The sequence below is a fragment of the Qipengyuania sp. RANM35 genome (assembly GCF_041021145.2).
Classification (GTDB): Bacteria; Pseudomonadota; Alphaproteobacteria; order Sphingomonadales; family Sphingomonadaceae; genus Qipengyuania; species Qipengyuania soli.
This window is the reverse complement of sequence record NZ_CM196433.1, coordinates 978,739-1,004,871: the sequence shown is the minus strand read 5'-3', so window position 1 is coordinate 1,004,871 and position 26,133 is coordinate 978,739. Positions and strand designations below refer to the sequence as shown.

At 62.0% G+C, this 26,133-nt stretch carries 26 protein-coding genes; 13 read left to right on the top strand and 13 right to left on the bottom strand.

The features are described 5' to 3' along the window. Positions 1-2: 2 nt before the first annotated feature. From greA to carA, 3 genes are all read right to left on the bottom strand, one after another. Positions 3-470, bottom strand: a complete 468-nt coding sequence (gene greA / locus RAM60_RS05070; RefSeq protein ID WP_200983716.1) for a transcription elongation factor GreA — start codon at positions 468-470, stop codon at positions 3-5. Between the two features lie 112 nt (positions 471-582). Then, positions 583-3,906 carry a carbamoyl-phosphate synthase large subunit gene (gene carB / locus RAM60_RS05065; protein WP_369025309.1) on the bottom strand — a complete coding sequence of 1,108 codons (3,324 nt, stop codon included), beginning with the start codon at positions 3,904-3,906 and terminating at the stop codon, positions 583-585. Continuing rightward, the gene (gene carA / locus RAM60_RS05060; protein WP_369025310.1) at positions 3,907-5,085 is read right to left on the bottom strand and encodes a glutamine-hydrolyzing carbamoyl-phosphate synthase small subunit; all 1,179 of its coding nucleotides are present in this window, start codon (positions 5,083-5,085) and stop codon (positions 3,907-3,909) included. It abuts the gene before it with no gap. Between the two features lie 164 nt (positions 5,086-5,249). Between carA and RAM60_RS05055 the strand changes: the two genes are divergently transcribed. Genes RAM60_RS05055 through rpoD form a run of 4 tightly spaced genes read left to right on the top strand, consistent with a single transcriptional unit; the run spans position 5,250 to position 10,379 of the window. Beyond that, on the top strand, positions 5,250-5,702 hold the full coding sequence (locus tag RAM60_RS05055; RefSeq protein ID WP_369025311.1) for a GatB/YqeY domain-containing protein: 453 nt from the start codon (positions 5,250-5,252) through the stop codon (positions 5,700-5,702). Then, positions 5,699-6,391: a hypothetical protein gene (locus RAM60_RS05050; RefSeq protein WP_369025312.1), complete on the top strand. Its 693-nt coding sequence runs from the start codon at positions 5,699-5,701 to the stop codon at positions 6,389-6,391. The genes RAM60_RS05055 and RAM60_RS05050 overlap by 4 nt, the downstream gene beginning before the upstream one ends. 36 nt (positions 6,392-6,427) lie before the next feature. Beyond that, positions 6,428-8,275 carry a DNA primase gene (dnaG, locus tag RAM60_RS05045; protein ID WP_369025313.1) on the top strand — a complete coding sequence of 616 codons (1,848 nt, stop codon included), beginning with the start codon at positions 6,428-6,430 and terminating at the stop codon, positions 8,273-8,275. Between the two features lie 52 nt (positions 8,276-8,327). Next, the gene (rpoD, locus tag RAM60_RS05040) at positions 8,328-10,379 is read left to right on the top strand and encodes an RNA polymerase sigma factor RpoD (RefSeq protein WP_369025314.1); all 2,052 of its coding nucleotides are present in this window, start codon (positions 8,328-8,330) and stop codon (positions 10,377-10,379) included. A 6-nt stretch (positions 10,380-10,385) separates the two neighbouring features. Here the strand turns inward: rpoD and RAM60_RS05035 are convergent, their stop codons facing one another. Then, entirely contained in the window at positions 10,386-10,877 is a 492-nt protein-coding gene (locus RAM60_RS05035) for a GNAT family N-acetyltransferase (RefSeq protein ID WP_369025315.1), read from the bottom strand. 243 nt (positions 10,878-11,120) lie between these two features. On the opposite strand from RAM60_RS05035, the gene rpiB reads away from it, so the two are divergent. The 7 genes from rpiB (at position 11,121) to RAM60_RS05000 (ending at position 14,921) form a co-directional block, all read left to right on the top strand. Continuing rightward, positions 11,121-11,558 (top strand): ribose 5-phosphate isomerase B, encoded by a 438-nt coding sequence (gene rpiB / locus RAM60_RS05030; protein ID WP_200984188.1) that lies wholly within the window; start codon positions 11,121-11,123, stop codon positions 11,556-11,558. Between the two features lie 37 nt (positions 11,559-11,595). Beyond that, positions 11,596-12,873 (top strand): serine hydroxymethyltransferase, encoded by a 1,278-nt coding sequence (glyA, locus tag RAM60_RS05025; protein WP_369025316.1) that lies wholly within the window; start codon positions 11,596-11,598, stop codon positions 12,871-12,873. An 11-nt stretch (positions 12,874-12,884) separates the two neighbouring features. Continuing rightward, a complete protein-coding gene (locus tag RAM60_RS05020) occupies positions 12,885-13,109 on the top strand; it encodes a hypothetical protein (protein ID WP_200983707.1) in 225 nt (74 codons plus the stop codon). Between the two features lie 93 nt (positions 13,110-13,202). Then, positions 13,203-13,427: a hypothetical protein gene (locus RAM60_RS05015; protein ID WP_369025317.1), complete on the top strand. Its 225-nt coding sequence runs from the start codon at positions 13,203-13,205 to the stop codon at positions 13,425-13,427. After that, positions 13,428-13,904: a transcriptional regulator NrdR gene (nrdR, locus tag RAM60_RS05010; RefSeq protein WP_200983705.1), complete on the top strand. Its 477-nt coding sequence runs from the start codon at positions 13,428-13,430 to the stop codon at positions 13,902-13,904. Continuing rightward, a complete protein-coding gene (locus tag RAM60_RS05005; RefSeq protein WP_369025318.1) occupies positions 13,897-14,622 on the top strand; it encodes an RNA methyltransferase in 726 nt (241 codons plus the stop codon). Before nrdR ends, RAM60_RS05005 begins: the two co-directional genes overlap by 8 nt. A 74-nt stretch (positions 14,623-14,696) precedes the next feature. Further along, positions 14,697-14,921, top strand: coding sequence for a hypothetical protein (locus RAM60_RS05000; protein WP_369025319.1), 225 nt, complete (start codon positions 14,697-14,699; stop codon positions 14,919-14,921). A gap of 12 nt (positions 14,922-14,933) precedes the next feature. On the opposite strand, the gene RAM60_RS04995 is transcribed toward RAM60_RS05000, so the two are convergent. Continuing rightward, complete coding sequence (locus RAM60_RS04995; protein WP_200983702.1) at positions 14,934-15,245, bottom strand: chorismate mutase; 312 nt, start codon at positions 15,243-15,245, stop codon at positions 14,934-14,936. 57 nt (positions 15,246-15,302) lie between these two features. After that, positions 15,303-17,129, bottom strand: a complete 1,827-nt coding sequence (locus RAM60_RS04990) for a GMC family oxidoreductase (RefSeq protein WP_369025320.1) — start codon at positions 17,127-17,129, stop codon at positions 15,303-15,305. Positions 17,130-17,387: 258 nt separating this feature from the next. On the opposite strand from RAM60_RS04990, the gene rpsD reads away from it, so the two are divergent. After that, a complete protein-coding gene (gene rpsD, locus RAM60_RS04985) occupies positions 17,388-18,002 on the top strand; it encodes a 30S ribosomal protein S4 (protein WP_200983700.1) in 615 nt (204 codons plus the stop codon). Positions 18,003-18,123: 121 nt separating this feature from the next. After that, entirely contained in the window at positions 18,124-18,294 is a 171-nt protein-coding gene (locus RAM60_RS04980) for a hypothetical protein (protein ID WP_200983699.1), read from the top strand. On the opposite strand, the gene RAM60_RS04975 is transcribed toward RAM60_RS04980, so the two are convergent. The 7 genes from RAM60_RS04975 to RAM60_RS04945 all read right to left on the bottom strand — a co-directional run bounded on the left by RAM60_RS04975 (position 18,291) and on the right by RAM60_RS04945 (position 26,104). Beyond that, complete coding sequence (locus RAM60_RS04975; protein ID WP_369025321.1) at positions 18,291-19,052, bottom strand: M50 family metallopeptidase; 762 nt, start codon at positions 19,050-19,052, stop codon at positions 18,291-18,293. The two genes, RAM60_RS04980 and RAM60_RS04975, sit on opposite strands and share 4 nt — an antisense overlap. Positions 19,053-19,054: 2 nt before the next feature. Continuing rightward, positions 19,055-21,052 carry an alpha/beta hydrolase family protein gene (locus tag RAM60_RS04970; protein ID WP_369025322.1) on the bottom strand — a complete coding sequence of 666 codons (1,998 nt, stop codon included), beginning with the start codon at positions 21,050-21,052 and terminating at the stop codon, positions 19,055-19,057. A 58-nt stretch (positions 21,053-21,110) separates the two neighbouring features. Then, entirely contained in the window at positions 21,111-22,241 is a 1,131-nt protein-coding gene (gene tgt, locus RAM60_RS04965; protein ID WP_369025323.1) for a tRNA guanosine(34) transglycosylase Tgt, read from the bottom strand. 80 nt (positions 22,242-22,321) lie between these two features. After that, the gene (locus RAM60_RS04960; protein ID WP_369025324.1) at positions 22,322-22,876 is read right to left on the bottom strand and encodes an outer membrane beta-barrel protein; all 555 of its coding nucleotides are present in this window, start codon (positions 22,874-22,876) and stop codon (positions 22,322-22,324) included. A gap of 100 nt (positions 22,877-22,976) precedes the next feature. Next, complete coding sequence (locus tag RAM60_RS04955) at positions 22,977-23,741, bottom strand: ABC transporter permease (protein WP_369025325.1); 765 nt, start codon at positions 23,739-23,741, stop codon at positions 22,977-22,979. Further along, on the bottom strand, positions 23,741-24,673 hold the full coding sequence (locus RAM60_RS04950; protein ID WP_200983694.1) for an ABC transporter ATP-binding protein: 933 nt from the start codon (positions 24,671-24,673) through the stop codon (positions 23,741-23,743). Before RAM60_RS04950 ends, RAM60_RS04955 begins: the two co-directional genes overlap by 1 nt. Further along, positions 24,674-26,104 (bottom strand): 8'-apo-carotenoid 13,14-cleaving dioxygenase, encoded by a 1,431-nt coding sequence (locus RAM60_RS04945; RefSeq protein WP_369025326.1) that lies wholly within the window; start codon positions 26,102-26,104, stop codon positions 24,674-24,676. Positions 26,105-26,133 lie beyond the last annotated feature (29 nt).

The window sequence follows — 26,133 nt, the reverse complement described above, 5'->3', positions numbered from 1 at the left end:
CCTCAGATGAACTCGATCTTCTCGATGAGGTAGAACTTGTCGCCCGAGGGGACAGTCACTTCGACCTCTTCGTCGACCTGCTTGCCGATCAACGCACGGCCAATGGGCGAATTGTAGCTGATCCGCCCCTTGTTCGCATCGGCCTCGGTCTGGCCGACAATCTGGTACTTGATCGGCTTGTCATCCTCGTCGAGCAGGGTGACGGTCGCACCGAAAATCACCTTGTCGCCTGAGAGTGTAGTCGGATCGATGATCTGGGCGCGGCTGACCTTGTCCTCGATCTCTGCGATCATCGCTTCGACCTGGCCCTGGCGCTCCTTGGCAGCGTGATATTCTGCGTTTTCCGAGAGGTCGCCATGCGCGCGAGCTTCCTCGATTGCATCGACAATCCTCGGGCGTTCGGCGCGCAGGACCTTGAGGTCCGCAGTCAGCTTCTCATAGCCCTCTGCCAGCATCGGCACCTTTTCCATGGGCCCCTGTTCCTTCCTTACTCACCCCGTCGCTGGGACAATTCGAACCCGGTCCGCAGGATGCGGAACCTGTCGCTTCGAATGTCGGGAGGGGAAATGCGTCTTGTTCTTGTCAGCTATAATAGTCTTGCAATGAACGCACTTCAAGCTGGCTCGGCGAGACCTCTGCTATGGATCGTGCCACGGCCACCGAGGCGGCGGCCGTCGTGTAGTACGGAAGCTTCTTCTCAAGCGCACTCGCGCGGATGGACTGGCTGTCTAGAAGAGACTGCCAACCCTCGGTGGTGTTGAAAATCAACGCCACTTCGCCGTCGATGATCGCATCCACGATGTGCGGACGACCTTCGGCCACTTTGTTGACCCGTTCGACCTCCAGGCCGCGCTCGGCAAGGAACCGCTGCGTGCCACCCGTGGCGATGACCTTGAAACCCTGGTCGAGCAGGGTCTTCACCGCGGGGAGGATAACATCCTTGTCACTATCCTTCACCGATACGAACAGCGTTCCTTCGCGCGGCAGGTGCATGCCAGCACCCAGCTGCGACTTGAGGAAAGCGGCAGGGAAGTCCTTGTCGATCCCCATGACTTCGCCGGTCGACTTCATCTCCGGAGACAGCACCGGGTCCGAACCCGGGAAGCGCGCGAAGGGGAAGACGGCTTCCTTGACCGCCATGTGCTTGGGGCGGATGTCGAAAGGCTCGAACTCGTGCAGCCCCTCGCCCGCCATGACGCGTGCGGCGATCTTGGCGACCGGGCGGCCGATGGCCTTGGCGACGAAAGGCACAGTGCGGCTGGCGCGCGGGTTTACCTCGATGAGGTAGACCTCGCCATCCTTCACGGCGAACTGGACATTCATCAGGCCACGGACCTGAAGCGCCTTGGCGAGCGCCTCAGCCTGCCGTTCCATTTCGGCGATGATGTCGTCGGGCAGGCTGTAGGGCGGCAGGGTGCAGGCGCTGTCGCCCGAGTGGACACCGGCTTCCTCGATATGCTGCATGACGCCCGCGATGCGGACCTCGAAGCCGTCCGAGACTACGTCGACGTCGCATTCCACCGCATCGCGTAGGTACTGGTCGACCAGCACCGGGCTGTCCCCCGAGACGTTGACTGCGGTGTTGATGTAGTCGTCGAGCTGCGCCTCGCTATCGACGATCTCCATCGCGCGGCCACCAAGGACGTAGCTCGGGCGCAGGAGCACCGGGTAACCGATGGTGCGCGCCACGGCGGCGGCTTCGTCACGGCTGCGGGCGATGCCGTTGTCGGGCTGCTTGAGCTTGAGCTTGGCGACCAGCTTGGCGAACCGCTCGCGATCCTCGGCGAGGTCGATGGCATCGGGGCTGGTGCCGAGGATCGGCACGCCCTCGCGCTCCAGCGCGGCGGCGAGCTTCAGCGGGGTCTGACCGCCGAACTGGACGATCACGCCGACGACCTCGCCCTTCGACATCTCGACGCGCATGATCTCAAGCACGTCCTCTTCGGTCAGTGGCTCAAAATAGAGGCGGTCGGAGGTGTCGTAGTCGGTCGAGACCGTTTCCGGGTTGCAGTTGACCATGATGGTCTCAAACCCGGCCTCGGCAAGGGCGAAACAAGCGTGGACGCAGCAATAGTCGAACTCGATGCCCTGCCCGATGCGGTTCGGGCCACCGCCGAGGATGACGATCTTCTTGCGGTCCGAGGGGTTCGCCTCGTCTTCCGGCTCACCGAAAGTAGGCGCCTCGTAAGTCGAGTACATGTAGGGCGTGATCGCTTCGAACTCGGCAGCGCAGCTGTCGATCCGCTTGTACACCGGATAGACGCCGAGCTTGTGGCGCAGCTTTCGCACCTCTTCCTCGCTCGTAGCACCGGCCATGGCGCGCAGGGCATCGTGAAGCAGGCCCGACCGGCGCGCCTGCGTTTCGGCAAGCCCGCCAGCAACGCCGACCGACCGCACTGCCAGAGTGGCGAGGCGCTTATCGGAGAAGCCCATGGCCTTCAGGCGACGCATCTCCGCTGCATCGCGCGGCAGGCCATTGTGGCCGAGCATCTGCTCTTCGTAGATGATTGCTTCGATCTGACGCAGGAACCACGGGTCGAAACCGGTGATCGGCTGGATTTCCTCGACGCTCAAGCCTTCGCGGAAGGCCTGCGCGATCTTGAGGATGCGGTCGGGCGTACGCTGCGACAGGGCGGCGAAGATCTGGTCCTTCGGCACGCCTTCGAGCTCGACCACGCGGTTGAATCCGTCGAGCCCGGTTTCGAGGCCGCGCAGCGCCTTCTGCATCGATTCCGCGAAGCAGCGGCCGATCGCCATGACTTCGCCGACCGACTTCATCGCGGTCGACAGCTCGTTCTTCGAACCCTTGAACTTCTCGAAGGCGAAGCGCGGGATCTTGGTCACGACATAGTCGATGGTCGGCTCGAAGCTGGCGGGCGTCGCGCCGGTGATCTCGTTCTGGATCTCGTCGAGCGTGTAGCCGACCGCCAGCTTCGCCGCGACGCGCGCGATGGGGAACCCGGTGGCCTTGGACGCCAGCGCCGAGGAGCGCGAGACGCGCGGGTTCATCTCGATGACGATCAGGCGGCCGTCCTTCGGATTGACTGCGAACTGTACGTTGGAACCACCTGTTTCCACGCCGATTTCGCGCAGCACGTTGATGCTGGCGGTGCGCATGATCTGGTATTCCTTGTCGGTCAGCGTCAGCGCCGGGGCGACGGTGATGGAATCGCCCGTGTGGACGCCCATCGGATCGACGTTCTCGATCGAACAGATGATGATGCAGTTGTCCTTGCGATCACGGACAACTTCCATCTCGTATTCCTTCCAGCCGAGGAGCGATTCCTCGATCAGGACCTCGGTGGTGGGCGACGCGTCGAGCCCTTCGCGCACAATCCGCTCGAACTCGGCCTTGTTGTAGGCAATGCCGCCGCCAGTGCCGCCGAGCGTGAAGCTGGGACGAATGATGGCGGGCAGGCCCGTGGTCTCGAGCACATGGAGCGCTTCCTCGACCGTGTGCGCCACGCCGCTGCGCGCGCTTTCTAGCCCGATCTTGTCCATCGCAGCGCGGAACCGCTGGCGGTTCTCGGCCTTGTCGATGGCATCGGCATCGGCGCCGATCATCTTGACCCCGTACTTTGCCAGCGTGCCGTCGTTGAACAGCGAGAGCGCGCAGTTGAGCGCCGTCTGCCCGCCCATCGTCGGAAGCACCGCGTCGGGCCGCTCCTTCTCGATGATCTTGGCGACGATCTCGGGCGTGATCGGCTCGACGTATGTGGAGTCGGCCATTTCCGGATCGGTCATGATCGTGGCGGGATTGGAGTTGACGAGGATGACCCGGTAGCCCTCCTCCTTCAGCGCCTTGATCGCCTGCGTGCCGGAATAGTCGAACTCGCAGGCCTGGCCGATGATGATTGGCCCGGCACCGATGACGAGGATCGAGGAGATGTCAGTTCTTTTGGGCATTTATCCGAGCATCCCAACGAATTTTTCAAAAAGGTAGAAGCTGTCCTGCGGGCCCGGGCTCGCCTCGGGGTGATACTGCACGCCGAAGGCCTTCTTGCCCTTGATCGAAATGCCGCAATTGGTGCCATCGAAGAGCGAAACGTGGGTCTGCTCCACCTCGGGCGGCAGCGTGTCGGCATCGACCGCGAAGCCGTGGTTCATGCTGGTGATCTCGACGAGGCCTTCGCTTTCGCCCCAACTCGATCCCACGCGCTGGACGGGGTGATTGGCACCGCGATGGCCCTGGAACATCTTGGCCGTCTTCGCGCCCGCGGCGAGGCCGAGCATCTGGTGGCCGAGGCAGATGCCGAAGAGCGGGATATCGCGCTCGAGCAGGCCCTTGATTACCGGCACGGCATACTCGCCCGTCGCCGCCGGGTCACCCGGACCGTTCGAGAGGAAAACACCATCGGGTTCGAGCCGCAGGATTTCCTCGAGCGTGCTTCGCGCCGGTACGACGGTCACTTTGGCCCCTGCCTTGACCAGGTTGCGGAAGATATTGTCCTTGGCGCCATAGTCGATCGCGACGACATGGGGGCGCTCGTGGCCTGCCTCATGGTAGCCGAAGCCCAGCTGCCAATGCCCGCCGCGCCAGTCCTCCAGCACGCCGCGCGTCACGGACGGAACGAGGTCGAGCCCTTCGAGCCCACTCCACTCGGCGGCTTGTTTCTTTAGCGCCTTCAGGTCGAATTCGCCGCGCGGACTGTGTGCGATCACCGCGTTGGGCGCGCCGTTAAGGCGAATACGACGTGTCAGGGCGCGGGTGTCGACTCCCGAAAGCCCGATCTTTCCGTGCGCTGTCATCCAGTCGACGAATTCCTGCTGTGCCCGGAAGTTCGATTGCGGCGTCACTTCCTGCCGGACAATGCAGCCAACGGCGCCCAAGCCACGACTCTCGTGATCTTCCTCGTTCGCGCCGACATTGCCGATATGCGGGAAGGTAAAGGTGACGATCTGGCTGTCGTAGGAGGGATCGGTCATCACCTCCTGGTAGCCGGTCATGGCGGTGTTGAAGCAGACCTCGCCGACGGCAGAACCCGTCGCGCCGAAGCCCTTGCCCCAGATTACAGTTCCGTCCGCGAGGACGAGGACTCCCGTCGCGCCTTTGGGTTGCGCGTGCGAGAATGCGGACAGGGCCATTGGGCTCTCCGAGTCAGGGGTTTCCGGCGATGTGTGCTAAGACCCAGCCGCTAGGGGTCTCGACGAGTCCCGTCAACCCGCCAATCTGCACAAGTCTTGGCTTTGCGGCCCGCTGCCCTAAATGAGGCGTGAATCATCCACAGCTTACTGACACAGGGACTTCCATGCTTCGCGAGAAAATCCAGGCCGAAACCGTCACCGCCATGAAGGCCAAGGACAAGGAGCGCACTGCCGCGCTCCGCCTGATCGGGGCGAAGATCAAGGATCGCGACATCGAACTGCGCACTTCGGACAAGAAGCCGGAGGACAATGAGCTCGTCACCGACGTGCTCATGAAAATGGCCAAGCAGCGCCGCGAATCGATCGAAATGTACGAAGGCGGCGGACGCCAGGAACTCGCCGACAAGGAAAAGGCCGAGCTCGCGGTGATCGAGGAATTCCTGCCCAAGCAGATGAGCGAGGATGAAACCCGCGATGCCATCGCCGCGATCAAGGGCGAGATCGGCGCCGAGGGTATGAAGGACATGGGCCGCCTGATGGGTGAACTCAAATCCCGCTACGGCGCTTCGCTCGACATGAGCAAGGCCAGCGGCCTGGTGAAGGAAGCGCTTTCGTGAAGCGTCACGCGCTCACCCTGCCCCTGCTGATTGTGCTTGCGGCTTGCGGCAAGAGCGACCCCGAACCGCTGCCCACCCCGACGGCCACGGTCGCCGCACCGCGCAACCTCGTTGCCGCAGACCTCGACCTGGCAACGCTCGGCGCGAAGGTGGTCGGGCCGCAGGGTCCACAGGTCGAAACCGTGCTCAGCGCCGGAAATACCGAGATCGGCACCATGGTCAGCTATGTCGCCTGTCCTGCCGAGGTGATCGAATGCGTACCCGGAAAGATGCCCGAGGGCACGCTCTACACCTATGTGCATCAGGTCACTTTGGACGATGCTGAAAGGGATGAGATTAAGCCGACCTCTGGTCCTGAAGTGGTCGAAGCGGCGCCCACGCTTTTCCGCACGACAGCGAAGGCGCACGGCTTCACCGGTGCCATCGGCTACGCGAAGGCCGAGGCGGAGGCGGCACTTGGCGCTCCCGAGGCCATTACCACTACCCTCGACAACGGCAGCCTGATCTGGCGTGTGACCGAAGGCGGAGGCTGGAAACCCGGTTCGACCATCACCTTCTGGTGGCAGTCGACCCTCCCGCCTGCGGGGCCTGCCGACAATTACCTGCTCGAAGTCGACGGTAACCAGTCGGCGGCACGGGGACCGTTCCCGGCTGAGGACAAGCCTGTGGAGGGCAAGAAGCCACGCTAGCGGTGGCGGCATCGGGTCTATAAGGTCTGCGACCTTATGGCGCTCACACCCCAATGGCTCGACGAATTGCGCGCGCGGACCACGCTGTCCGCGGTGATCGGTCGTACCCTGCGCCTGACCAAGGCGGGGCGCGAGTACAAGGCTTGCTGCCCGTTCCACAACGAGAAGTCGCCTAGCTTCTACGTCAATGACGAGAAGGGCTTTTACCACTGCTTTGGCTGTGAGGCGCATGGCGACGCAATCCGCTGGCTGACCGACCAGCGCGGCATGCCGTTCATGGATGCGGTCAAGGAACTGGCCGGCGAAGCGGGAATGGAAGTCCCTGCCCCCGACCCGCGCGCTGCGGAGCGGGCAGAGAAGCGCGCCAGCCTTCACGACGTGACCGGCGCCGCGCAGGAATGGTTCGCCGACAACCTGAAGTCGCCCGAAGGGGCGCAGGCAAGAGGCTATCTTGCACGACGCGGCTTCTCGGACGCGACAATCCGCGAATTCGGCTTCGGCTTCGCGCCTGACAGCAAGCAGGCACTGAAGGGCGCGTTATCTCGTTTCGACGAGTCCATGCTGATCGAATCCGGCATGCGTATCTCGGTCGAAGACAAGGAACCCTACGACAGGTTCCGCAATCGCCTGATGCTGCCCATCCACGATATGCGCGGGCGGGTCATTGCCTTCGGCGGCCGCGTGCTCGATCCCGACGGCAAGCCGAAGTACCTCAACAGCCCCGATACTCCGCTCTTCGACAAGGGGCGTACGCTCTACAACCTCCACCGCGCTGCTCCTGCCGCCCGACAGACGGGACGGATCATCGTGGTCGAGGGCTATATGGATGCAATCGCCCTCGCCAACGCCGGTATTCGCGAGGCGGTTGCACCGCTCGGAACGGCGCTGACCGAGAACCAGATCGAGCTACTCTGGCGCCAGGTCGAACGGCCGATACTGTGTTTCGACGGCGACAATGCCGGCCAGCGGGCGGCCATGCGGGCAATCCAGCGCGTCCTGCCAATGCTTCGCCCTGCCCACTCGCTCTCGATAGTCCGCCTGCCCAGTGGCATGGATCCGGACGACCTCATCCGTGAAAAGGGCGCAGGTGCGATCGAGGATCTTTTGTCGCGGCCTGCCAGCCTGCTCGATACCCTCTGGGATTTCGAGCGCATGTCCGCTCCCCTCGACACGCCCGAGGACAAGGCCGGACTCAAGGCGCGCCTGCTTGACCATGTCGAGACCATCCAGCACCCCGACATCCGTTCGCTCTACAAGCGCGAATTGCTCGAGCGGTTTTCCGAATTCGCTTTCCCCTCACGCCCACAGCGCGAGTTCGCGCCGCGCAAGCCGTTTCGCAAGGGCGAGTGGAAGCAGCCAGCCCCTGCCCTTTCTCCGGCAGCGCGCGAGCAGCTTACGCGGGCCATATCCGGTGGCTCACGCGACGCCCTTGCCCGGGCCGTTATTGCCGGCCTCGTTCGGTTCCCAGACCAGATCCACCGCCACGAGCATGCCCTGCACCAGTTCGCCATGCGTGACAGAAATGTCGGTCCCGCCATCGAATCGCTGCTGGAGGCGGCCGAGACGCTTGATTTGTCCGCGCAATCGCCCATATCGCTCGCACACGGCCTTCCCGCCCCACCGGAAAAAGCTCATTTCGCCTTCCTCGATGAAGGCACCGACCCGGGTGATGCGCGCGAGGATCTGGCCGAGGCTGTGTCGCTGCTGGTCGAAAGGCCCGCGCTCGAATCCGCTTTGGCGGAGGCGACTGCGCGCTTCGATCGCGACCCGGAAGGTTCTTTCGCCGAACAGGCCCGATTGCGCGAGCGCTTACTGGCCCTTAACGAGCGTTTGAAACAGTTCGGGCGGCGGAAGGCTGCTGCGGCCGACGAAACGGGTTCATGATGGCTAAGGGTGCAGGTCCCGGACGCCTTACAGATTAGGTTGACTGAAGTTTATGGCCACCAAGTCGAAGTCTGGCGACAATGACGACGCACCGCTGATCGATCTTAACGAAGCATCGATCAAGAAGCTGATCGCCAAGGCGAAAAAGCGCGGATACGTCACCTATGACGAACTCAACGACGCCCTTCCGCAGGGCGAGATGAGTTCCGACCAGATCGAGGATATCCAGTCCGCACTGTCCGACATGGGCGTGCAAATCGTCGAGAGTGACGAGGATGCCGAGGCGGCCGAGGATTCGGACAACGACGTCGAGGAAATTGCCGCCGACGATTCGGACGACGACGACGACGATTCGAAGCCGGCGAAAAAGACTGCAGCTGCCTCCAAGAAGCTGGCGACCGGCGAACGCACCGATGACCCGGTGCGCATGTACCTGCGTGAAATGGGCGCGGTCGAACTGCTCAGCCGCGAAGGCGAAATCGCCATCGCCAAGCGCATCGAGGCCGGGCGCGACATGATGATCATGGGCCTGTGCCAGAGCCCGATCACCTTCCACGCCATCATCCAGTGGTCCGAAGCCCTCAACAACGAGGAAATGCAGCTGCGCGAGATTCTCGATCTCGACGCGATGCTTTCCAAGGAACCGCCTGCCGACAAGCTCGCCGACGACGCCGAGGACGATGACGACGACGGCGAAATCTCCGAAGCGACTGCGGGCCCGACCATCCGCGACGACGACGAGGTCGAGGAAGAGGAAGATGTCGACGAAGACGAGGACGAGGACGGCGAAGGCTCGTCCAAGCGTCGCGCCGCGGACGATGACGACGAGGAAGACAACACCATGTCCCTCGCCCAGATGGAAGCCGCGCTCAAGCCGGACGCCATCGAACGTTTTGCCCGCATCACGGACCTCTTCGGCAAGTTCGAGAAGCTCCAGGCCGAGCGCGTCGAGATCATGGGCCGCGGCGAGGCTTTCCCGCCGGCCAAGGAAAAGAAGTACGAAGCGCTGAGCGAACAGCTCACCGCTGAAGTCGAAAGCGTCCAGTTCCACGCGACCAAGATCGAGTTCCTGGTCGACAACCTCTACGCCTTCAACCGTCGCCTGACGGCACTGGGGGGCCAGATGCTGCGCCTTGCCGAGCGCCACAAGGTCAAGCGCGCCGACTTCCTCGATGCCTATATCGGCAACGAGCTCGATGATGCGTGGCTCACCGACCGCGCCAAGAAGGACAAGAAGTGGGCCGCCTTTGCCGAGAAGGAAGCCGACGCCGTTGAGCGCATCCGCGCGGAAATCTCCGACATCGCCAGCCAGACCGGTATGGCGCTCGACGAGTTTCGTCGCATTGTGAACATGGTCCAGAAGGGTGAACGCGAAGCGCGTATCGCCAAGAAGGAAATGGTCGAGGCCAACCTGCGTCTCGTGATCTCGATCGCGAAGAAGTACACCAACCGCGGCCTGCAGTTCCTCGACCTCATCCAGGAAGGCAACATCGGCCTGATGAAGGCGGTCGACAAGTTCGAGTACCGCCGCGGCTACAAGTTCAGCACGTACGCAACCTGGTGGATCAGGCAGGCGATTACCCGTTCGATCGCCGACCAGGCACGCACCATCCGTATCCCGGTCCACATGATCGAGACGATCAACAAGCTGGTCCGCACAAGCCGCCAGTTCCTCCACGAGGAAGGTCGCGAGCCGACGCCGGAAGAGATGGCCGCGCGCCTGTCGATGCCGCTCGAAAAGGTTCGCAAGGTGATGAAGATCGCCAAGGAACCGATTTCGCTCGAAACGCCAATCGGCGACGAGGAAGACAGTCATCTGGGCGACTTCATCCAGGATCCCAATGCGATCATCCCGGTCGATGCTGCGATCCAGTCGAACCTCAAGGAGACGGTTACCCGAGTCCTTGCCTCGCTCACGCCGCGCGAGGAGCGCGTGCTGCGCATGCGTTTCGGTATCGGCATGAACACCGATCACACGCTCGAGGAAGTCGGTCAGCAGTTCTCGGTGACCCGCGAACGTATCCGTCAGATCGAGGCGAAGGCGCTGCGCAAGCTCAAGCACCCGAGCCGCAGCCGCAAGATGAGGTCCTTCCTCGACCAGTAAGTTTGGCTAGAGCTTCATCGTCCACCATTGGGATGCGACGACGAGGCCAGCCTCTTCCAATAGGCGGTTCTTCAGGCCGTCGGCCTTGGGGCTGACTGCTATGAGCTGCTTCCAGCCAAGCTTTTTCGCGTTGCGCATGATTGCGGCGAGCAGAGCCCCTGCGACTTCCTCCCATCGGTCATCGTCCGACAAAGCAAAATCGTCGAGCGTTCCGGTATCACCGGGGGCGTATACTGGAGGTGCGGGGGTTTCCAGCGCCAGCGCGAAGCCAATCACCGCCCCGGCTTCCTCGGCCACCAGGAAGATGTGCTCCTTCTTCCCGACGAGCGAACCGAGGTACATCGTCGTCATCGCTGCCGAACCGGGTGCCGGGCGCCAGAATTGAGGTGACCAGCGGGCAAGTTTCTCGCGATATGCGCCCAATATGCCGACGATCTCGGGGATGTCGCCAAGCGTTGCCGGACGAGTCGCTATGCCTGATTCCGATTGGGATGCCATGCCGCAACTCCCCAGCAGAAGACCTCCGCCCACGAAGCATAGGGCATCACGCCTGTTGGTCATGAGATCCATTCCCGGATCATGTAGCAATCGCTCAAATTAGTAAGCCTTCGTCGACCTTTGTTCGATTCCTGACGACCAACGTATTCACCCACATGTGCCTGGTCACCCGGTCCAACAGCAGTGGTCGAAAAGCAAGGCTTTGGGGTGGAGGGAATCGGTTACCTCGCCTATGGGGCCGCCATGCGTATCGCCATTGCCTCCGACCATGCCGCCATCGACCTGAAAGCCGAACTGCGTGAATGGTTGATCGAGCAGGGGCACGAGGTTGCCGATCTTGGCCCCGATACCACTGACAGCGTCGACTATCCGGACTTCGGATACAAGCTTGCCTCGGTGGTTGCCGACGGGACCGCAGAACGCGGCGTCGCCCTCTGCGGATCGGGCATCGGCATTTCGATCAGCGTCAACCGCAACCCTGCCGTCCGTTGCGCGCTGGTGTCGGAACCACTCTCCGCTTCGCTGGCCCGCGAACACAATGATGCGAATTGCATAGCCATGGGTGCGCGCCTGACCGGCAGCGACATGGCCAAGGCGTGTCTCGAAGCCTTCCTCACCACCGATTTCGCCGGCGGACGCCATCAGCGCCGCGTCGACAAGCTTTCGAACCCGGAGACCTGATTTGGCCACCCAGCCCGCTTCCCATGACCGCGATCCGATGGACCGCTTCTGGCATGACACGCTTGCCGAGGCCGATCCAGAAATCCATGCCGCCATCCGTAAGGAACTGAAGCGCCAGCAGGACAAGATCGAACTCATCGCGTCGGAGAACATCGCTTCGACCGCCGTTCTCGAAGCCACCGGATCGGTCTTCACCAACAAATACGCGGAAGGCTATCCCGGCAAACGGTATTACGGCGGCTGCGACTATGCCGATGTGGTGGAGACACTCGCCATCGAGCGTGCCAAGCAGCTGTTCGACTGCAACTTCGCCAACGTCCAGCCCAACTCGGGCAGCCAGATGAACCAGGCTGTGTTCCTCGCGCTGCTTCAGCCGGGCGACACCTTCATGGGCCTCGACCTCAACTCGGGCGGCCATCTTACCCATGGCTCACCCGTCAACATGAGCGGCAAGTGGTTCTCGCCCGTAAGCTATGGCGTGCGCCGCGAGGACGAGCGTATCGACATGGACGAGGTCATGGCGACCGCCAAGGCGCACAAGCCCAAGCTCATCATCGCCGGCGGCACCGCGTACTCACGCGTGTGGGACTGGGAAGCCTTCCGCAAGGTTGCTGACGAAGTTGGCGCCTACCTGATGGTCGACATGAGCCACATCTCCGGCCTTGTCGCAGGCGGCGCACATCCTTCCCCCTTCCCGCATGCCCATGTGGTCACCACCACCACACACAAGTCGCTGCGCGGCCCTCGATCGGGCGTGATCCTTTGGAACGACGAGGAACTGACCAAGCCGCTCAACATGGCGGTCTTCCCGGGCCTCCAGGGCGGTCCGCTTATGCATGTCGTCGCCGCCAAGGCGGTTGCGTTCGGTGAGGCGCTGCGTCCCGACTTCAAGGACTATGCCCGCCGCGTCGTCGACAACGCCCGTGCGCTTGCTGCGAGCCTCGAGGAAAACGGTCTGCGCGTGGTTTCGGGTGGCACGGACAACCATTCCATGCTGGTCGACCTCACTGCCAAGGACGTCACCGGAAAGGATGCCGAGAAAGGCCTCGATCGCGCCTGGCTCACCTGCAACAAGAACGGCATTCCCTACGACACGCGTAGCCCCTTCGTGACCAGCGGCGTCCGCCTTGGCACGCCGGCAGGCACGACGCGCGGTTTCGGGACGGAAGAGTTCCGGAAGATTGGCGCGCTCATCGCCGAAGTGGTAGACGGTCTGTCGCGCAATGGCCCCGAGGGTGACGGTCAGGTCGAAGAAGCGGTGCGTGGCAAGGTCGCCGAACTCTGCGCTGCCTTCCCGGTTTATCCCGGCCGCTGAGGAGAGAGCATATGGACGAACAGGATCCCAAGCATCAGGACCACGACCTCATTCCCGACGCTCAGGAAGAGGTGAAGAGCATGCTTAAGCAGGGCCTCGATCATCCGTCCACGAAACCTGTTCTTGCCGGTGCGGCGGTTGGCGCGGTCGTTGGCGGAGTCCTGCCAGTGGTAACGTGGCCCATCGGCCTTATCGCGGGAGCAGGCTTCATGCTTTACAGGCGCCTAAGGCCCTGATTTCTTCGCTAACTTGGACCAATACTCGCGTGACATAGCGCTGTAATTGTGGTCATTCGTTTCGACAACTATTCGATTTCCAGGAGAATATTCATGTCGGATCGCGAAGAACGCCCCAAGGATCCCAACCTGTTTCCGGATGCGGCAGAAGAACTCAAGGACATGATCAACGAAGGACTCAATCATCCTTCATCGAAGCCGGTCCTGAAGGGTGCTGCTGTCGGAGCCGCCGCAGGTATCTTCGTGCCGGTGGTCGGCCCGCTCATTGGCGGTGTCGCGGGTGCAGGCTACGCCCTCTACAAACGTATACGGACCTAAATGCGCTGCCCTTTCTGTGCACATGACGACAGCCAAGTAAAGGACAGCCGGCCGACCGAGGACAACACCTCGATCCGCCGGCGTCGCCAGTGTTCAAGCTGTGGGGGCAGGTTCACGACATTCGAGCGCGTACAGCTTCGCGAGGTGACGGTGGTCAAGTCGGGTGACCGTCGCGAACCGTTCGACCGCGGCAAGCTGGAACAGTCGATAACCCTCGCCTGCCGCAAGCGCGACGTGCCGCAAGAGCGCATCGACCAGCTCGTCAGCGGTATCCAGCGCCAGGTCGAAACAGCGGGCGAGGCCGAGGTTTCCTCTCAACGCATCGGCGAAATGGTCATGAACGGCCTGCGCCAGCTCGACAGCGTGGCCTATATCCGTTTCGCCTCGGTCTATCGCGACTTCAGCGAAGCGCGCGATTTCGAAGAATTTGCCAGCACCGTGCAGGAAGCGGCCCAAGACGGAAAGTCGCGTGGCTGATACGAACAAGCCCGTGGTGGTACTCGTCCGGCCGCAGCTGGGCGAGAATATCGGCAAGGCGGCCCGCGCCATGCTCAATTTCGGCTTGACCGAAATGCGCCTGGTCGAGCCACGTGACGGCTGGCCCAATCCCTCGGCCGGACCAGCCGCTGCGGGAGCGGACACGGTGCTCGAACAGGCGCGGGTTTTCGCCACTACCGCAGAGGCGGTGGCCGACTGCGCGCATGTCTATGCGACTACGGTGCGCAAACGCGGTGTGACAAAGCCGGTTCTTACCCCCGAAGCAGCAGCGCGCGAAATGACTGAGAATGTTGGACGCAGCGCTTTCCTGTTCGGACCCGAACGGTCGGGTCTCGAGACCGAGGACGTCGCCCTTGCGCGAGCAATCCTGACAGTCCCGATCAATCCTGAATTCGGATCTCTCAACCTCGCGCAGGCCGTGATCCTTTGCGCCTATGAGTGGTCGAAGAACAAGAAACTGGTGCAGCCCACGCAGGAGGAACTCCTCCCACCGGCGCCGCAGGAAGAACTCGAAGGCCTGATCGAGCACCTTGAACGCATGCTGGAGCCGAAGGGATATTACCTTCCCGAAAGCCGGTCGGATGCCACCCGACGGACGTTGCGTGGAGTATTGACCAAACCAGGCTGGAACCACCTCGAAGTACGAACGCTGCGAGGCGTGCTTTCTTCGCTGGAAAGGCCACCCCGAAGTCGTTGATCGAGCGACCGTGGACTATCGAGTGGGCTCTATCTAGTCCCTCTTGGATGCTTGTTTTATTTTAGGATTTTTCGATGCGTACTGCCGTGATCGCCTGCTGCTTTGCCTTTCTTTCCTCCCCCCTCGTCGCCCAGGAGGCCAACGAGGTGCGGAAGGAGGAAAAAGCAGAAACCCAGGACGCAACGACGAAGAAGGACGACGAGATCTGCAAGTTCATCCGCACCGACATGAACAGCAGGCGCAAGCAGAAGGTCTGCATGACGTCGGAAGAGTGGGTCCGCTTCAACCGCGGTAATTGATGCGCGGCCGCGTCAGGCCCTGATGCGGTCCCATTCGACGAGTTCGTAAGCTATCGAACTCTCGACCAACAAGTCCCAGATCTTGGCCAGATCCGGACCAGGCAGGCCGCGCGTTTCGGCGTCCGCGCGCGCGTTGTCGACCACCTCTGCCTTGCGGGCTTCATCGCGCACAACACTTCGGTCCGTTTTGATCCGCGCCGCCGCTCGCATGTAACCGAAGCGACGATCCAGCAATTGCATGAGTTCGCGATCGGTCGCGTCGACACCGGCGCGAACTTCGACCATCGTTTCACATTCCTCGGGTAACAGAATTGTCTCGTTCATGGGGCGGCGCACTGCCCTCTGCAGCGCCTTTTGTCGAGCGCCAAGTCGGCTGTGACCCTAGGCTGTTTCCATCGCGATCGTGTGATCCTCCCTGATCAGGTCCGAAGCACGCTCGCCTATCATGATACTCGGCGCGTTGATGTTTCCGCTCGGTATCTCGGGCATGACGCTGGCGTCGGCGATGCGAAGATTTTTCACCCCCTTCACTCTCAGGCGCTCGTCGACCACATCCCCCATCCGGCATGTGCAGGAAAGATGGTAGACCGTGGCCGCGAAATGCAGCGCCATGTTCTCCAGCATGGCGTCGCTCGGCACATCGCCATCGCGATAATCGTGCATTTTTGCCAGCTTGGGAGGAGCCATCCATCCGCCCAATCCCCCGGGCCAGTTGGCAGCAATCTCGAACACCTTGCGCTGGATTGCGACCATGATCTTGAGGTCGTGGGGATCGTCGAAATAGTTCAGGTTGATTTCCGGCTGGACCGACGGATCGGCGCTCGAGATGACCAGTTCGCCTTCGCCATGGGGAACACAGTTGCTGGCGAGGATGATCACGTTTTCCGCCTCGGGCGCGAAGACTGCGTCGGGATTTTCGAAGAACTGGTCGACATCGATCAGCAGTCGGTCCGCAATCACGTCGCGACCATAGCACGTGGGGACAAATCCGATCTGCGCGTCATGGGTGTAATCGTCGCCCAGGCCGGTCGAGAAAAAGCCGATGCCATCGTAGATCGACGAAGCAGCATAGCCTGTGCCGTGTTCGTTCCATTCGGCTAGCCGGCGTTCCGCTTCATCCTTGATTGCCTGGTTTTCCGGGCTGAGAGTAGCGTCATCGGCGGGATCTTCCGGGAGCGGACCGTCTGGTCCGCGCAGGGCGTCGGGTCCTGCCGACAATCCCAACTCCGCGAGGGGAACACCTACTCCCGGGGCCCTGAACGCCATGGGTACCTGGTAATGATCCTTGAGGTGCTTGCCGACGTGCGGATTGTCGAGGCGACAGGGGATGCCGACGGCCTCCAGCTCGCGCCGACAGCCGACCCCCGAAAGCATCAGCAGGTGCGGGGATCCTACTGCACCTGCGCTGAGAACGGTTTCGCGGCGTGCGTGAACCTGCTGCAATCCCCCCGTCGCATCACGGTACTCTATTCCCCGACAGGCAAGGTCGTGACCGTCTCCATCAAGCAGCAGTTTCGTGACGTGCGCTCCGGTAATGATCGTGAGGTTGGTTCTCTCTTCGGCCTTGCCTTCGAGATAGCCATGATAGGTGCTTGAACGACGACCATCCCTAGTGTTGGTCTGGACCAGCGAGACGACTCCATTCGGATTGAAGCGACCACTGCCGTTGTAGTCGCCCGAGGGAATCCCGACCGCTTCCGCAGCCTGCACGAACTGCCGCGCGGCGGGGATGACGGGCGAGCGTATCCCCACCCCGATGGGGCCAGAGGTCCCCCGCCCCTCGCTATCGATGATCGCCTCGTTCGATGGCCGGACTTCCTCCATGCGTTCGAAACAATGCCGGACGTCGGCGAAACTCCACCCGGTTGCTCCGCGGGCGGCCCAATTGTCGAAGTCGCCGGGATGGCCCTTCACATAGACCATGTAGTTGATGCCCGACGATCCGCCGAGCATCCGCCCGCGCGGGACAGGAACAGTCTTGTTCAGGAATCCTTGGGCACCTTTCCCCGCGCTGCCCCTGAACATCCAGTCGGTTTCGGGGTCGAGCTGGAGTGAAGCGCAAGCCATCGGCATCGCCTCGTGCGCAGGTGGCTTTCCACCTGCCTCTATCAGTGCAACTGTGACCTGCGGATCTTCAGTCAACCTTGCAGCAAGCGCTGCTCCGGCCGAACCTCCACCGACGACGACAAAGTCGAATGTTTCGGGCATTGACCAACCTCCCCTCTCCCGGGATGTGCGGCCCTGTCCATCCCGGCGTGCTACACCCGGCCGAGCCACGCGCCAACGGCAATTCGGTGTAAGCAGACCGGTTGACGCGAGCGGGAAAACTGCTAATGGCGCGCCTTCGCGAATTGGCCCCGTACCCCGGTGAAGCGGTGGCCGCGCTGGAGAATAGCTCCAGCGGTGCGATGCCGGGTTGAAGCACCATCGATGGGATGGTGACAGCAAATTGAAGGAATACGTCTCATGACGAAGCGCACCAGCGCCAAGTACAAGCTCGACCGCCGGATGGGCGAAAACATCTGGGGTCGTCCGAATTCGCCGGTCAACAAGCGTTCCTACGGCCCGGGCCAGCACGGCCAGCGCCGCAAGGGCAAGATGAGCGACTTCGGTCTCCAGCTGCGCGCCAAGCAGAAGCTCAAGGGCTACTACGGCGACGTCACCGAAAAGCAGTTCAAGCGCACCTACATCGAAGCGTCGCGCATGAAGGGCGACACCGGCCAGAACCTGATCGGCCTGCTCGAACAGCGCCTCGACATGGTCGTCTACCGCGCCAAGTTCGCGCCGACCATCTTCTCGGCCCGCCAGATCGTTTCGCACGGCCACATCTACGTCAACGGCGTGAAGTGCAACATCGCCTCGCGTCGCGTGAAGGTCGGCGACGTGATCAGCCTCGGCAAGAAGGCCCAGGAAATGGCGCTCGTCATCGAAGCGCAGAGCCTGCCCGAGCGTGACATTCCCGACTACGTCGCTACCGACGGCAACGACAAGGTGACCTTCACCCGCGTGCCGAAGCTCGACGAAGTGCCCTACCCGGTCACCATGGAACCGAACCTGGTCGTCGAGTTCTACTCGCGCTAAGTTCCGACGATATCGTCACGAAAGAGGGCGGTCCTGCGGGGCCGCCCTTTTCGTTTCAATTCACCGCATTTTCAGGGGTTTGCAGGGAACCGGGGGCATCCTCGCGCTTAATGCAGGTGCGATGACCCAATACCGGTTCCTGACCCCCAAACGCCGCGGCAAATGGTATGATAGCTTGCGCGAGGCGCAGGCGCGGGCAAATGCCATCGGCGCGGGGTTTCTCGACGGGACGGGTACTTTCATCCCGTACAGGGGAACAATTCTGGAGATGCGCGAGAAGGAGCCGGCCTAGTAGCGGCTGGCGACCTGGAGCGCCTTCCAGACCATGGCAACGATCGCCACGGTAATGGCCCCGCCCCAGAACCAGTAAGGCAGGATCAGTGCATCGGCGATCCTGCCGGTATCCGACAAGGCAGCGTGCCCGCCAACAACCCCGCCCGGACTGAAAAGGTAGTCGAAGTCCTGGTAAACACTGACAGCGCCCTGCACGCCGAGAAACTCGACGGATATGCGCTGCCACTTCTCACTGCCGCGTGCCGCGATGTAGAGCGCGGCAAGGGCGAATAGCGGCAGCACCACCCAGCCCACGATCGACCGCACCCAGATCAGCGTTGTGACCAGCAAGGCCGCGCCAAGGCCGAGCAAAGCCAGTCGCGTGGCGCGGCGCGAGCGCGACGCGATGATCATCAACGATCCCGCGATACTGGGACCCAGCAGTCCCGCTGCCGCCACGATCGCCTGACCCACCGACCAGAGGCTTCCGGAATGCTCGGCATAGCCGGATCCGTTGGCAAAGATCACCAGGCGCTGGAAATTGGCACCCAGCGCTGCTGCGGTCAGGCCGTGCGCCATCTCGTGCCACCAGGTCGAAAGCAGGGTGAACGGCATCAGAACCAACGTGCCGATCTGGGTCTGCCAGGCGATGATCGTCAGAACCGCGAAGGCAACGATGTAGGTCTGTTCCCGCCTCTTGACCGGTTGCACCTGATCCTCCGCATAGGGCAGGCCCCACTTGGCCGGGACAACGATCTGCCTGTTCTCCTTCGCCACTGTCAGCCTCCGAGATTCGTATCGAGGAACTTGTCGATATCAGAGAGCATCTTGAACCGTGCCTTGGATTCTTCAAGCTGGTGATCGAGCCCGTCGAACTCGACATAGGTTACAGCCTTACCCGCTTCCTTGAGACGCTTTTCCATGAAGCGCGATTGGTCGACCACGACGTTCTGGTCCAAAGTCCCGTGGAACAGCAGGACCGGAGCCTTCATCACCGAAGCGTTCTGCGCCGGGCTGCCTTCCCGCACATGCGCGCCCTCGCCCAGGAAGCCCCGCACGAGGCGCGAATTGGTGAAATAGGTTGCATGTTCTCGCATCTTGGCGAGATCGGTCACGGGCGCGATGGCCACGACAGCCTTGAACAGGTCAGGATCTAGGACCTGCGACTGGAGTGCAGCATAGCCACCATAGGACCATCCAACGATGGCCAGCTTGACGGGATCGGCAATCCCTTGCTTGACCAGCCAGCGCCCTGCGTCATTGACGTCGCCGATTGCCACTTTCCAGTCCTGGAAGCCATTGCGGCCGAACCATGCCTCGCCATAGCCCGCCGCGCCGCGGAAATTGGGCTGGAGAACCGCGTAACCGCGCGCGGCAAAGAATTGCACCAGCCAGTCAAAGCCCCACTCGTCGCGCGCGCTTGGCCCGCCGTGCGGAAGGATAATTGCCTTCAATCCCTTGCCCGTCGAACCCTTGGGAAGGGTGAGGTAGCCGGGGATCTGGGTTCCGTCGGAGGCGGTGAAGTTGACCGGCTTCATCTCCGCCATTGCCGACGCATCCATGTGGCTGCGCATTTCGAGCAGGGGTTCCATCTGGTTGGTCTTGCGATCAAGCAGGTAAACCGTGCCGGGATCGACGTCGCTTGCAGCGATGATCAGCAACTTGTTCTCGTCGGCGCTCGCATCGACGATATTCACCAGCGGCTTGCCGGGCAAGGCAGCCGCCAGACCCGATGAAAGCTTGCGGAATGCTGGGTCGAAATAGTCGATATTGCGCCTTTCGGTCGCGTAGCTCACCCCGACCACACGTCGTTGCCGTCCCACGCGAATAAGGGAATCGACCTCGATCCCATCCTTCGCCGAGACGAGCTCCGGCACGGCAGGATTGGCGAGCGAAACCTTGTAGATCGCATCATATCCGTTCTTCGATCCGAAGCCGTATGCAATGTCCAACTCTGAATCGACCGCGACCGGGACAAAGCCCGTGTTTCCGCCCCCTGGCTGAAGCGTCTCCTTCGACAGCATCTTCCACTCGCTGCTGCCCTTCGGCCGATAATAGTAAGTACGATCTTCCTTGTAGACGCCGGTGCTGCGGTCGCGCGCGTGGCGCATCTTGAGGCGCACCTCACCGAACTGGTCGGCAATGTATCGCTCGGCATCGACGTCCGGATGGACCTTGATCTGACGCTTGCCGGTGGTGACATCGATGCTGTCGACGCCAAGCCCTTCGCGATCATTGGAAGCGCGCGTTCCGATCGACCGTTCCTTGACCCAGTCCCGCGTCATGAGGATCTGGTTCTTCTCCCCCGGAACGTCCAGTGCGACCACCGAACCACCGTCCTGGGTCACGCGAAGCATGCGCGAATTGGTCTGCTGGGACATCAATCGAGCCGACCCGTCTACGGCAGAAACCGACATCGTCCGGTCATACCCCAAGAGCAGGATTCCATCCTGTCGGATGAAATACAGGGAGCAGACGAGATGCGTATCGGTTGCCCAATCGCATTCGTCGAGATCGGTGTTTTCTTCCGTATTGGCGATAACAGCCACGGGCTGGGCCGTACCCGCGAGGTCGATCACATAGAGAATTTCGCCACGATCGCCCTGGGGAGCGATATAGGAGATCTTGTCACCCGAAGGCGAAAGACTGACGTCGAGGACAACCGGCCGCAGTGCAAACTTGGCCGCAGTTTCCTCCGCCGTTTCGGCTTGTAAGGCCGGAGATGCGAAAGCGACTGCCGTACAGCACGCTCCGCTTGCAATCTTCCAGAAAGTCATGCGCCCCCCATTCAAGTAATGGGGTGAAGCTATACAATTCCGTCGTGAACGCAACGCGCTATCGGTTGTAATATTCATTCCTGAATTGCGACGCGAATTCGGTAAATCGTCCATCGAAAATCGCATCGCGCATGACCTGCATCAGTTGCTGGTAAAAGGCGATGTTATGCTCGGTCATCAGCATCGCCCCGAGGATTTCGTTCGAGCGGACGAGATGATGGATATAGGCGCGGCTGTAAGTCCCGCAGGTGTCACAGGAACAGCGGTTGTCGAGCGGTTCCTGGTCTTCTGCAAAGCGGGCGTTGCGCAGGTTGATCGGCCCGTTCCAGGTGAATGCCTGACCATTTCGACCCGATCGACTGGGGAGGACGCAATCAAACATGTCGACCCCGCGCTCGACCGCGCCGACGAGATCGTCGGGCTTGCCCACGCCCATGAGGTAGCGCGGGCGGTCAGCCGGCAGCTGCCCCGGAGCGAAGTCGAGCGTGGCGAACATCGCCTCCTGCCCCTCTCCCACGGCAAGTCCACCGATCGCATAGCCATCGAAGCCGATGTCGGCGAGCTTGTCGGCGCTCGCCTTGCGCAATTCTTCGTCCAGCGCACCCTGCTGGATACCGAACAAGGCCGATCTGGCTGCATGCTCCTCTCCGCTATCGAAGCCGTCGCGGCTGCGCTTCGCCCAGCGCATGGACATTTCCATGCTCGCTGCAATCTCTTCCCGTGGACGATCGGCGCGCGGGCATTCGTCGAAAGCCATCACGATGTCGCTGCCCAGCAGACGCTGGATTTCCATGCTGCGTTCGGGCGTCAGCATATGCTTCGATCCATCGAGGTGACTGCGAAACTCGACCCCCTCTTCGGTCAGTTTGCGCAATTCCGACAGGCTCATCACCTGGTAGCCGCCACTGTCGGTCAGGATCGGGCGGTGCCAGTTCATGAACTTGTGCAACCCGCCGAGCTTGGCGACGCGTTCCGCACCGGGGCGGAGCATCAGGTGGTAGGTATTGCCAAGGATGATGTCGGCGCCGGTCTTGCGCACCGTCTCCGGCTTCATCGCCTTCACCGTGGCGGCCGTGCCCACGGGCATGAAGGCGGGCGTCCGGATATCGCCCCGCATCATCCGGATCGTGCCGGTGCGCGCCTTGCCGTCAGTGGCGTGGATATCAAACTGGAAACGGGGAGCAGTCATGCCCGCCCCGCTAGCGGGGGGATGACGCCAAGTCATCCCGAAAGAGGGGGCGGCAGGCGCGAAGCCCGCCGCCCACCGGATCAGAAGCGCATGCCGACGCCGACAGTGCCACGCAGCGTGTCGAACGAAACCGTATCGATGTTGGCGCGGATGAAGGTCTTGCCGAGCGGCACATCGACGCCCGCGCCGACCATCACGTCTCCGTCGGTATCGTCGAAATCGCTGAAGTCGAAATCATCGGCGCCGGTGATCGCATTGAGGTCGAGATCGATCCATTGGTAGCCGACGCGGCCATAGACCTTGGCGCCGCCGGGCATGGCGAAGCCGAGGCGGCCCGACAGGCCATACTCGCTGTCGATCGCGTCGGTGCCGAGGTTGAAGTTGCCTTCGACGCCCGCGAACAGGCCGGTGCCGACCGGAACGTCGTAGCCTGCGGCAATGCCGAAGATGGGGCTCGAATCGTTGATCTCGAGACCAACGACAGCGGCCTGGACTTCATCTTCGACATTGAGGTCGTGAATACCCGCGGTCACGGCGACGAAGCCGCTGCCCGGTACCACGTCCTGTGCCTGAGCGGCTGTGGGGAGAGCGATCGCCGGAGCGGCGATTGCGAGTGCAAGTACGGTCTTCCTCATGAAAGGAACTTCCTTTTTGATTATCGAGCGCCGCCCTCGCGACGCACGTGCCCTATCTCAGCAATACACTTGCTGTTTCATGAACGAATTGAGGGATTTGTCAGGCGCGAAGGCGCCAGCCTGTCCTGAAGATATAGGCGATGATAGCCACGCAGATGGCAAGGAAAGCCATGGTGATCGCGAAGCTGACCCGGATGTCGACGTCGGCACTTCCATAGAAGGTCCAGCGCAATCCGCTGACAAGATAGACGATCGGGTTGAACAGCGCGATCGTGTCCCACGGCTTGGGCAGCATATCGATCGAATAGAAGGTCCCGCCAAGGAAAGTGAGCGGGGTCAGGAAGAGCATGGGAATGATGCCCAGCTTCTCGAAATTGTCCGCCCAGATGCCGAGGATGAAGCCGAACAGGCTGAAGGCGGCCGCGACCAGCATGATGTAGATCACCGCAAGCAGCGGGTGGGCGATGTGATAGTCCACGAAGAGGCGTGCGGTGACGAGGATGATCGTCGCCAAAATGAGGCTCTTGGTAGCCGCTGCACCGACGAAGCCGATCAGGGTCTCCGCGACACCGACCGGCGCGCTTAGCAGTTCGTAGATCGTGCCGGTAAACTTGGGCATGTAGATGCCGAAGCTCGAATTGCTGGTGGTTTCGCCGAGCAGTGTCAGCATCAACAGGCCGGGAATGATGAAGGCGCCGTAGTCGACCCCGCCGAGGTCGGGCATCCGCCCGCCGATCGCCGCTCCGAAGACGATGAAATAGAGCGAGGTCGTGAGCACCGGAGCAAGCACCGACTGGAATGCCGTGCGCAGGAAACGGACCAGCTCGCGCTTGTAGATCGACCAGGTGGAACGCCAGGCAATCATCAGCCGTCCTCCCCGAGCAGGCTGACGAAGATGTCTTCAAGGCTGCTCTCCCGGGTCTCGATGCCCGTGTAGTCGATTCCGGCGCGGGTCAGCGCCTTGGTCACCTCTGCCACCTCGGCCTTGCCCTTCCCCGTGCCGTCGCCACCGCGATAGCGCAGCGACGTGCCGCCTTCCTCGAGCTCGACCGGAAAGCCAGCAATGGCCGCTGGCAATTCGGCCATCGGCTCGGCCAGAGCTATATGTGCCTCGGTTCGGCCGAGACGCGCCATCAGGGCATCCTTCTCGTCGACCATAAGGATCCGGCCCTTGGAAATGATGCCGACACGGTCGGCCATCTCCTCGGCTTCCTCGATGTAATGGGTCGTCAGGATGATCGTGACGCCACGCGCACGCATCTGGTCGATGATCGCCCACATGCCCTTGCGCAGCTCGACATCAACGCCCGCAGTCGGCTCGTCGAGGAACAGCAGGTCGGGCTCGTGCGCTAGCGCCTTGGCGATCAGGACACGGCGTTTCATGCCGCCGGAGAGCGCCCGGATCTGCTCGTCCTTCTTGTCCCAAAGGGCAAGGCTCCGGAGGATTTCCTCGATCCGCGCCTTGTCGGGCGAGACGCCGAACAGTCCACGCGAATAGGAGACGGCGCGATAAACCGTCTCGAACATGTCGGTGGCCATTTCCTGCGGAACTAGGCCGATACGCGCCCTCGCCTTGCGCCAGTCGCTTTCGAGATCGAGTCCGAAAGCGCGAATGGTCCCACCACTCGAACGCACAAGTCCGCAAACCGCACCGATCAGGGTGGTCTTGCCAGCACCATTGGGCCCCAGCAGGGCGAAGATCTCGCCCCGCCGGATCGTCAGGTCGACATTGTCGAGGGCTTTCAGCCCGCCTGGATAGACCTTGGTCAGGCCGCTGAGTTCGAGAATCGGCTCCACTCAGTCGTGGCTAGCGGCAATCCAGTTCCCGTGGAAGCCCGGTGGGATGATGTGGGGGATATGCACCGAGGCAACCGGTTCGAGCGAAACAGCATCGAGGATTTCGAGACTGGTCGTACCGGCATTCCGGTTGACCACATAGCCCATCACCCAACCGTCACCTTCCGGTGCGCTCGCCGAGCGCGGGACGAAGACGAATTCGCCCGGCATGCTGCCTTCGCCGAAATAGTGCGCGATCCGCTCGCCCGTCTCGAGGTCGTGGCGGTATATCGGCATCGAGCCGAAGAAATCCGCCTCGCCCGAGATGCCGTCGCTCCAGAGGTAGCGATAGGGCTTGGTGAAATACCGCTCGTCCGGGCGCGGGAATTCCTGCGCGGTTTCGTCAAGGGTAACGCGCTCGACACTTCCGGCCGCGGGATCGATAGTCCATCGCTCCAGTCCGAGCGGGCGGCCATAGGGCCCCGGCATGTCGCCATCGAAAATCGTCTCGTAGGCGCAGACGTCCATGATCACACGTCCGGTACCGTCCTCGAAGCTGTTGCCGACGTGGAAGACATAACAAGGGTCGACGTTGCACCAGATCACATCGTCGGCAGACCCGGTGCGCGGGATGAGGCCCACGCGCGCCTGGTGCTCGCGGTTCCAGCGATACGGGAACTTGTGACCCGCCAGCAGCGCCTTCATCGAGAAGGTCACGGGCAGGTCGAGGATGATCGCGTAGTTTCTGGTGAGCGCGCAATCGTGGATCGAAGGGCCATGCGCGACCGGGATCACGGTTTCTCGCAGGACCGTGCCCTGCTTGTCGAGCACGACGTGGCGGATGCGATCGGCTTCGTCTCCCTGATAGCAGATGGCATGGTGTTCACCGGTGTCGGGGCACTGGTGCGGGTGCGCGGTAAACGATCCGGCAAGCCCGCCGCCGAAGTTGCTGTAGGCGACGCTTTCGAGATTGCCGTCGAGTTCGACCGGGTATGAGCCGGCTTCCACCAGCGCCATGATCTTGTCGCCCATACCAAGGACGTTCGTGTTGACGGTGTCGCTGAACCCGCGACGCGGTCCCGGTGCGGCTGCGGGGCCGCCCTTCCCTTCGAGCTCGCGCGACTTGATGTAGCGGTTGCGATACCACTCGGCCTTGCCGTCCTTCAAACGGATGCCGTGAACCATACCGTCGCCGATAAACCAGTGATGCCCGTTTCCCGCTTCACCGAACGGGTTGGGACCGATGCGGACGTAGCGCCCGTCAAGCTCCGTCGGGATGGCTCCTGATGCCGTCAGGTCAGTCAGGGTCAGTTCCGATTTTATCGGGGTGTGGACGCCGTGTAGGAACGGATTTGCGTCCGCATCATCGAGGCGTCGGCGATTGATCCCCGCAACGGTCATGATTGCAGGGGCTACCGCTTTGCGGATGGTTTTTTCGATCACGCTTGCCATTACCGACTCGCTCCGTCTAAAGTGAACGC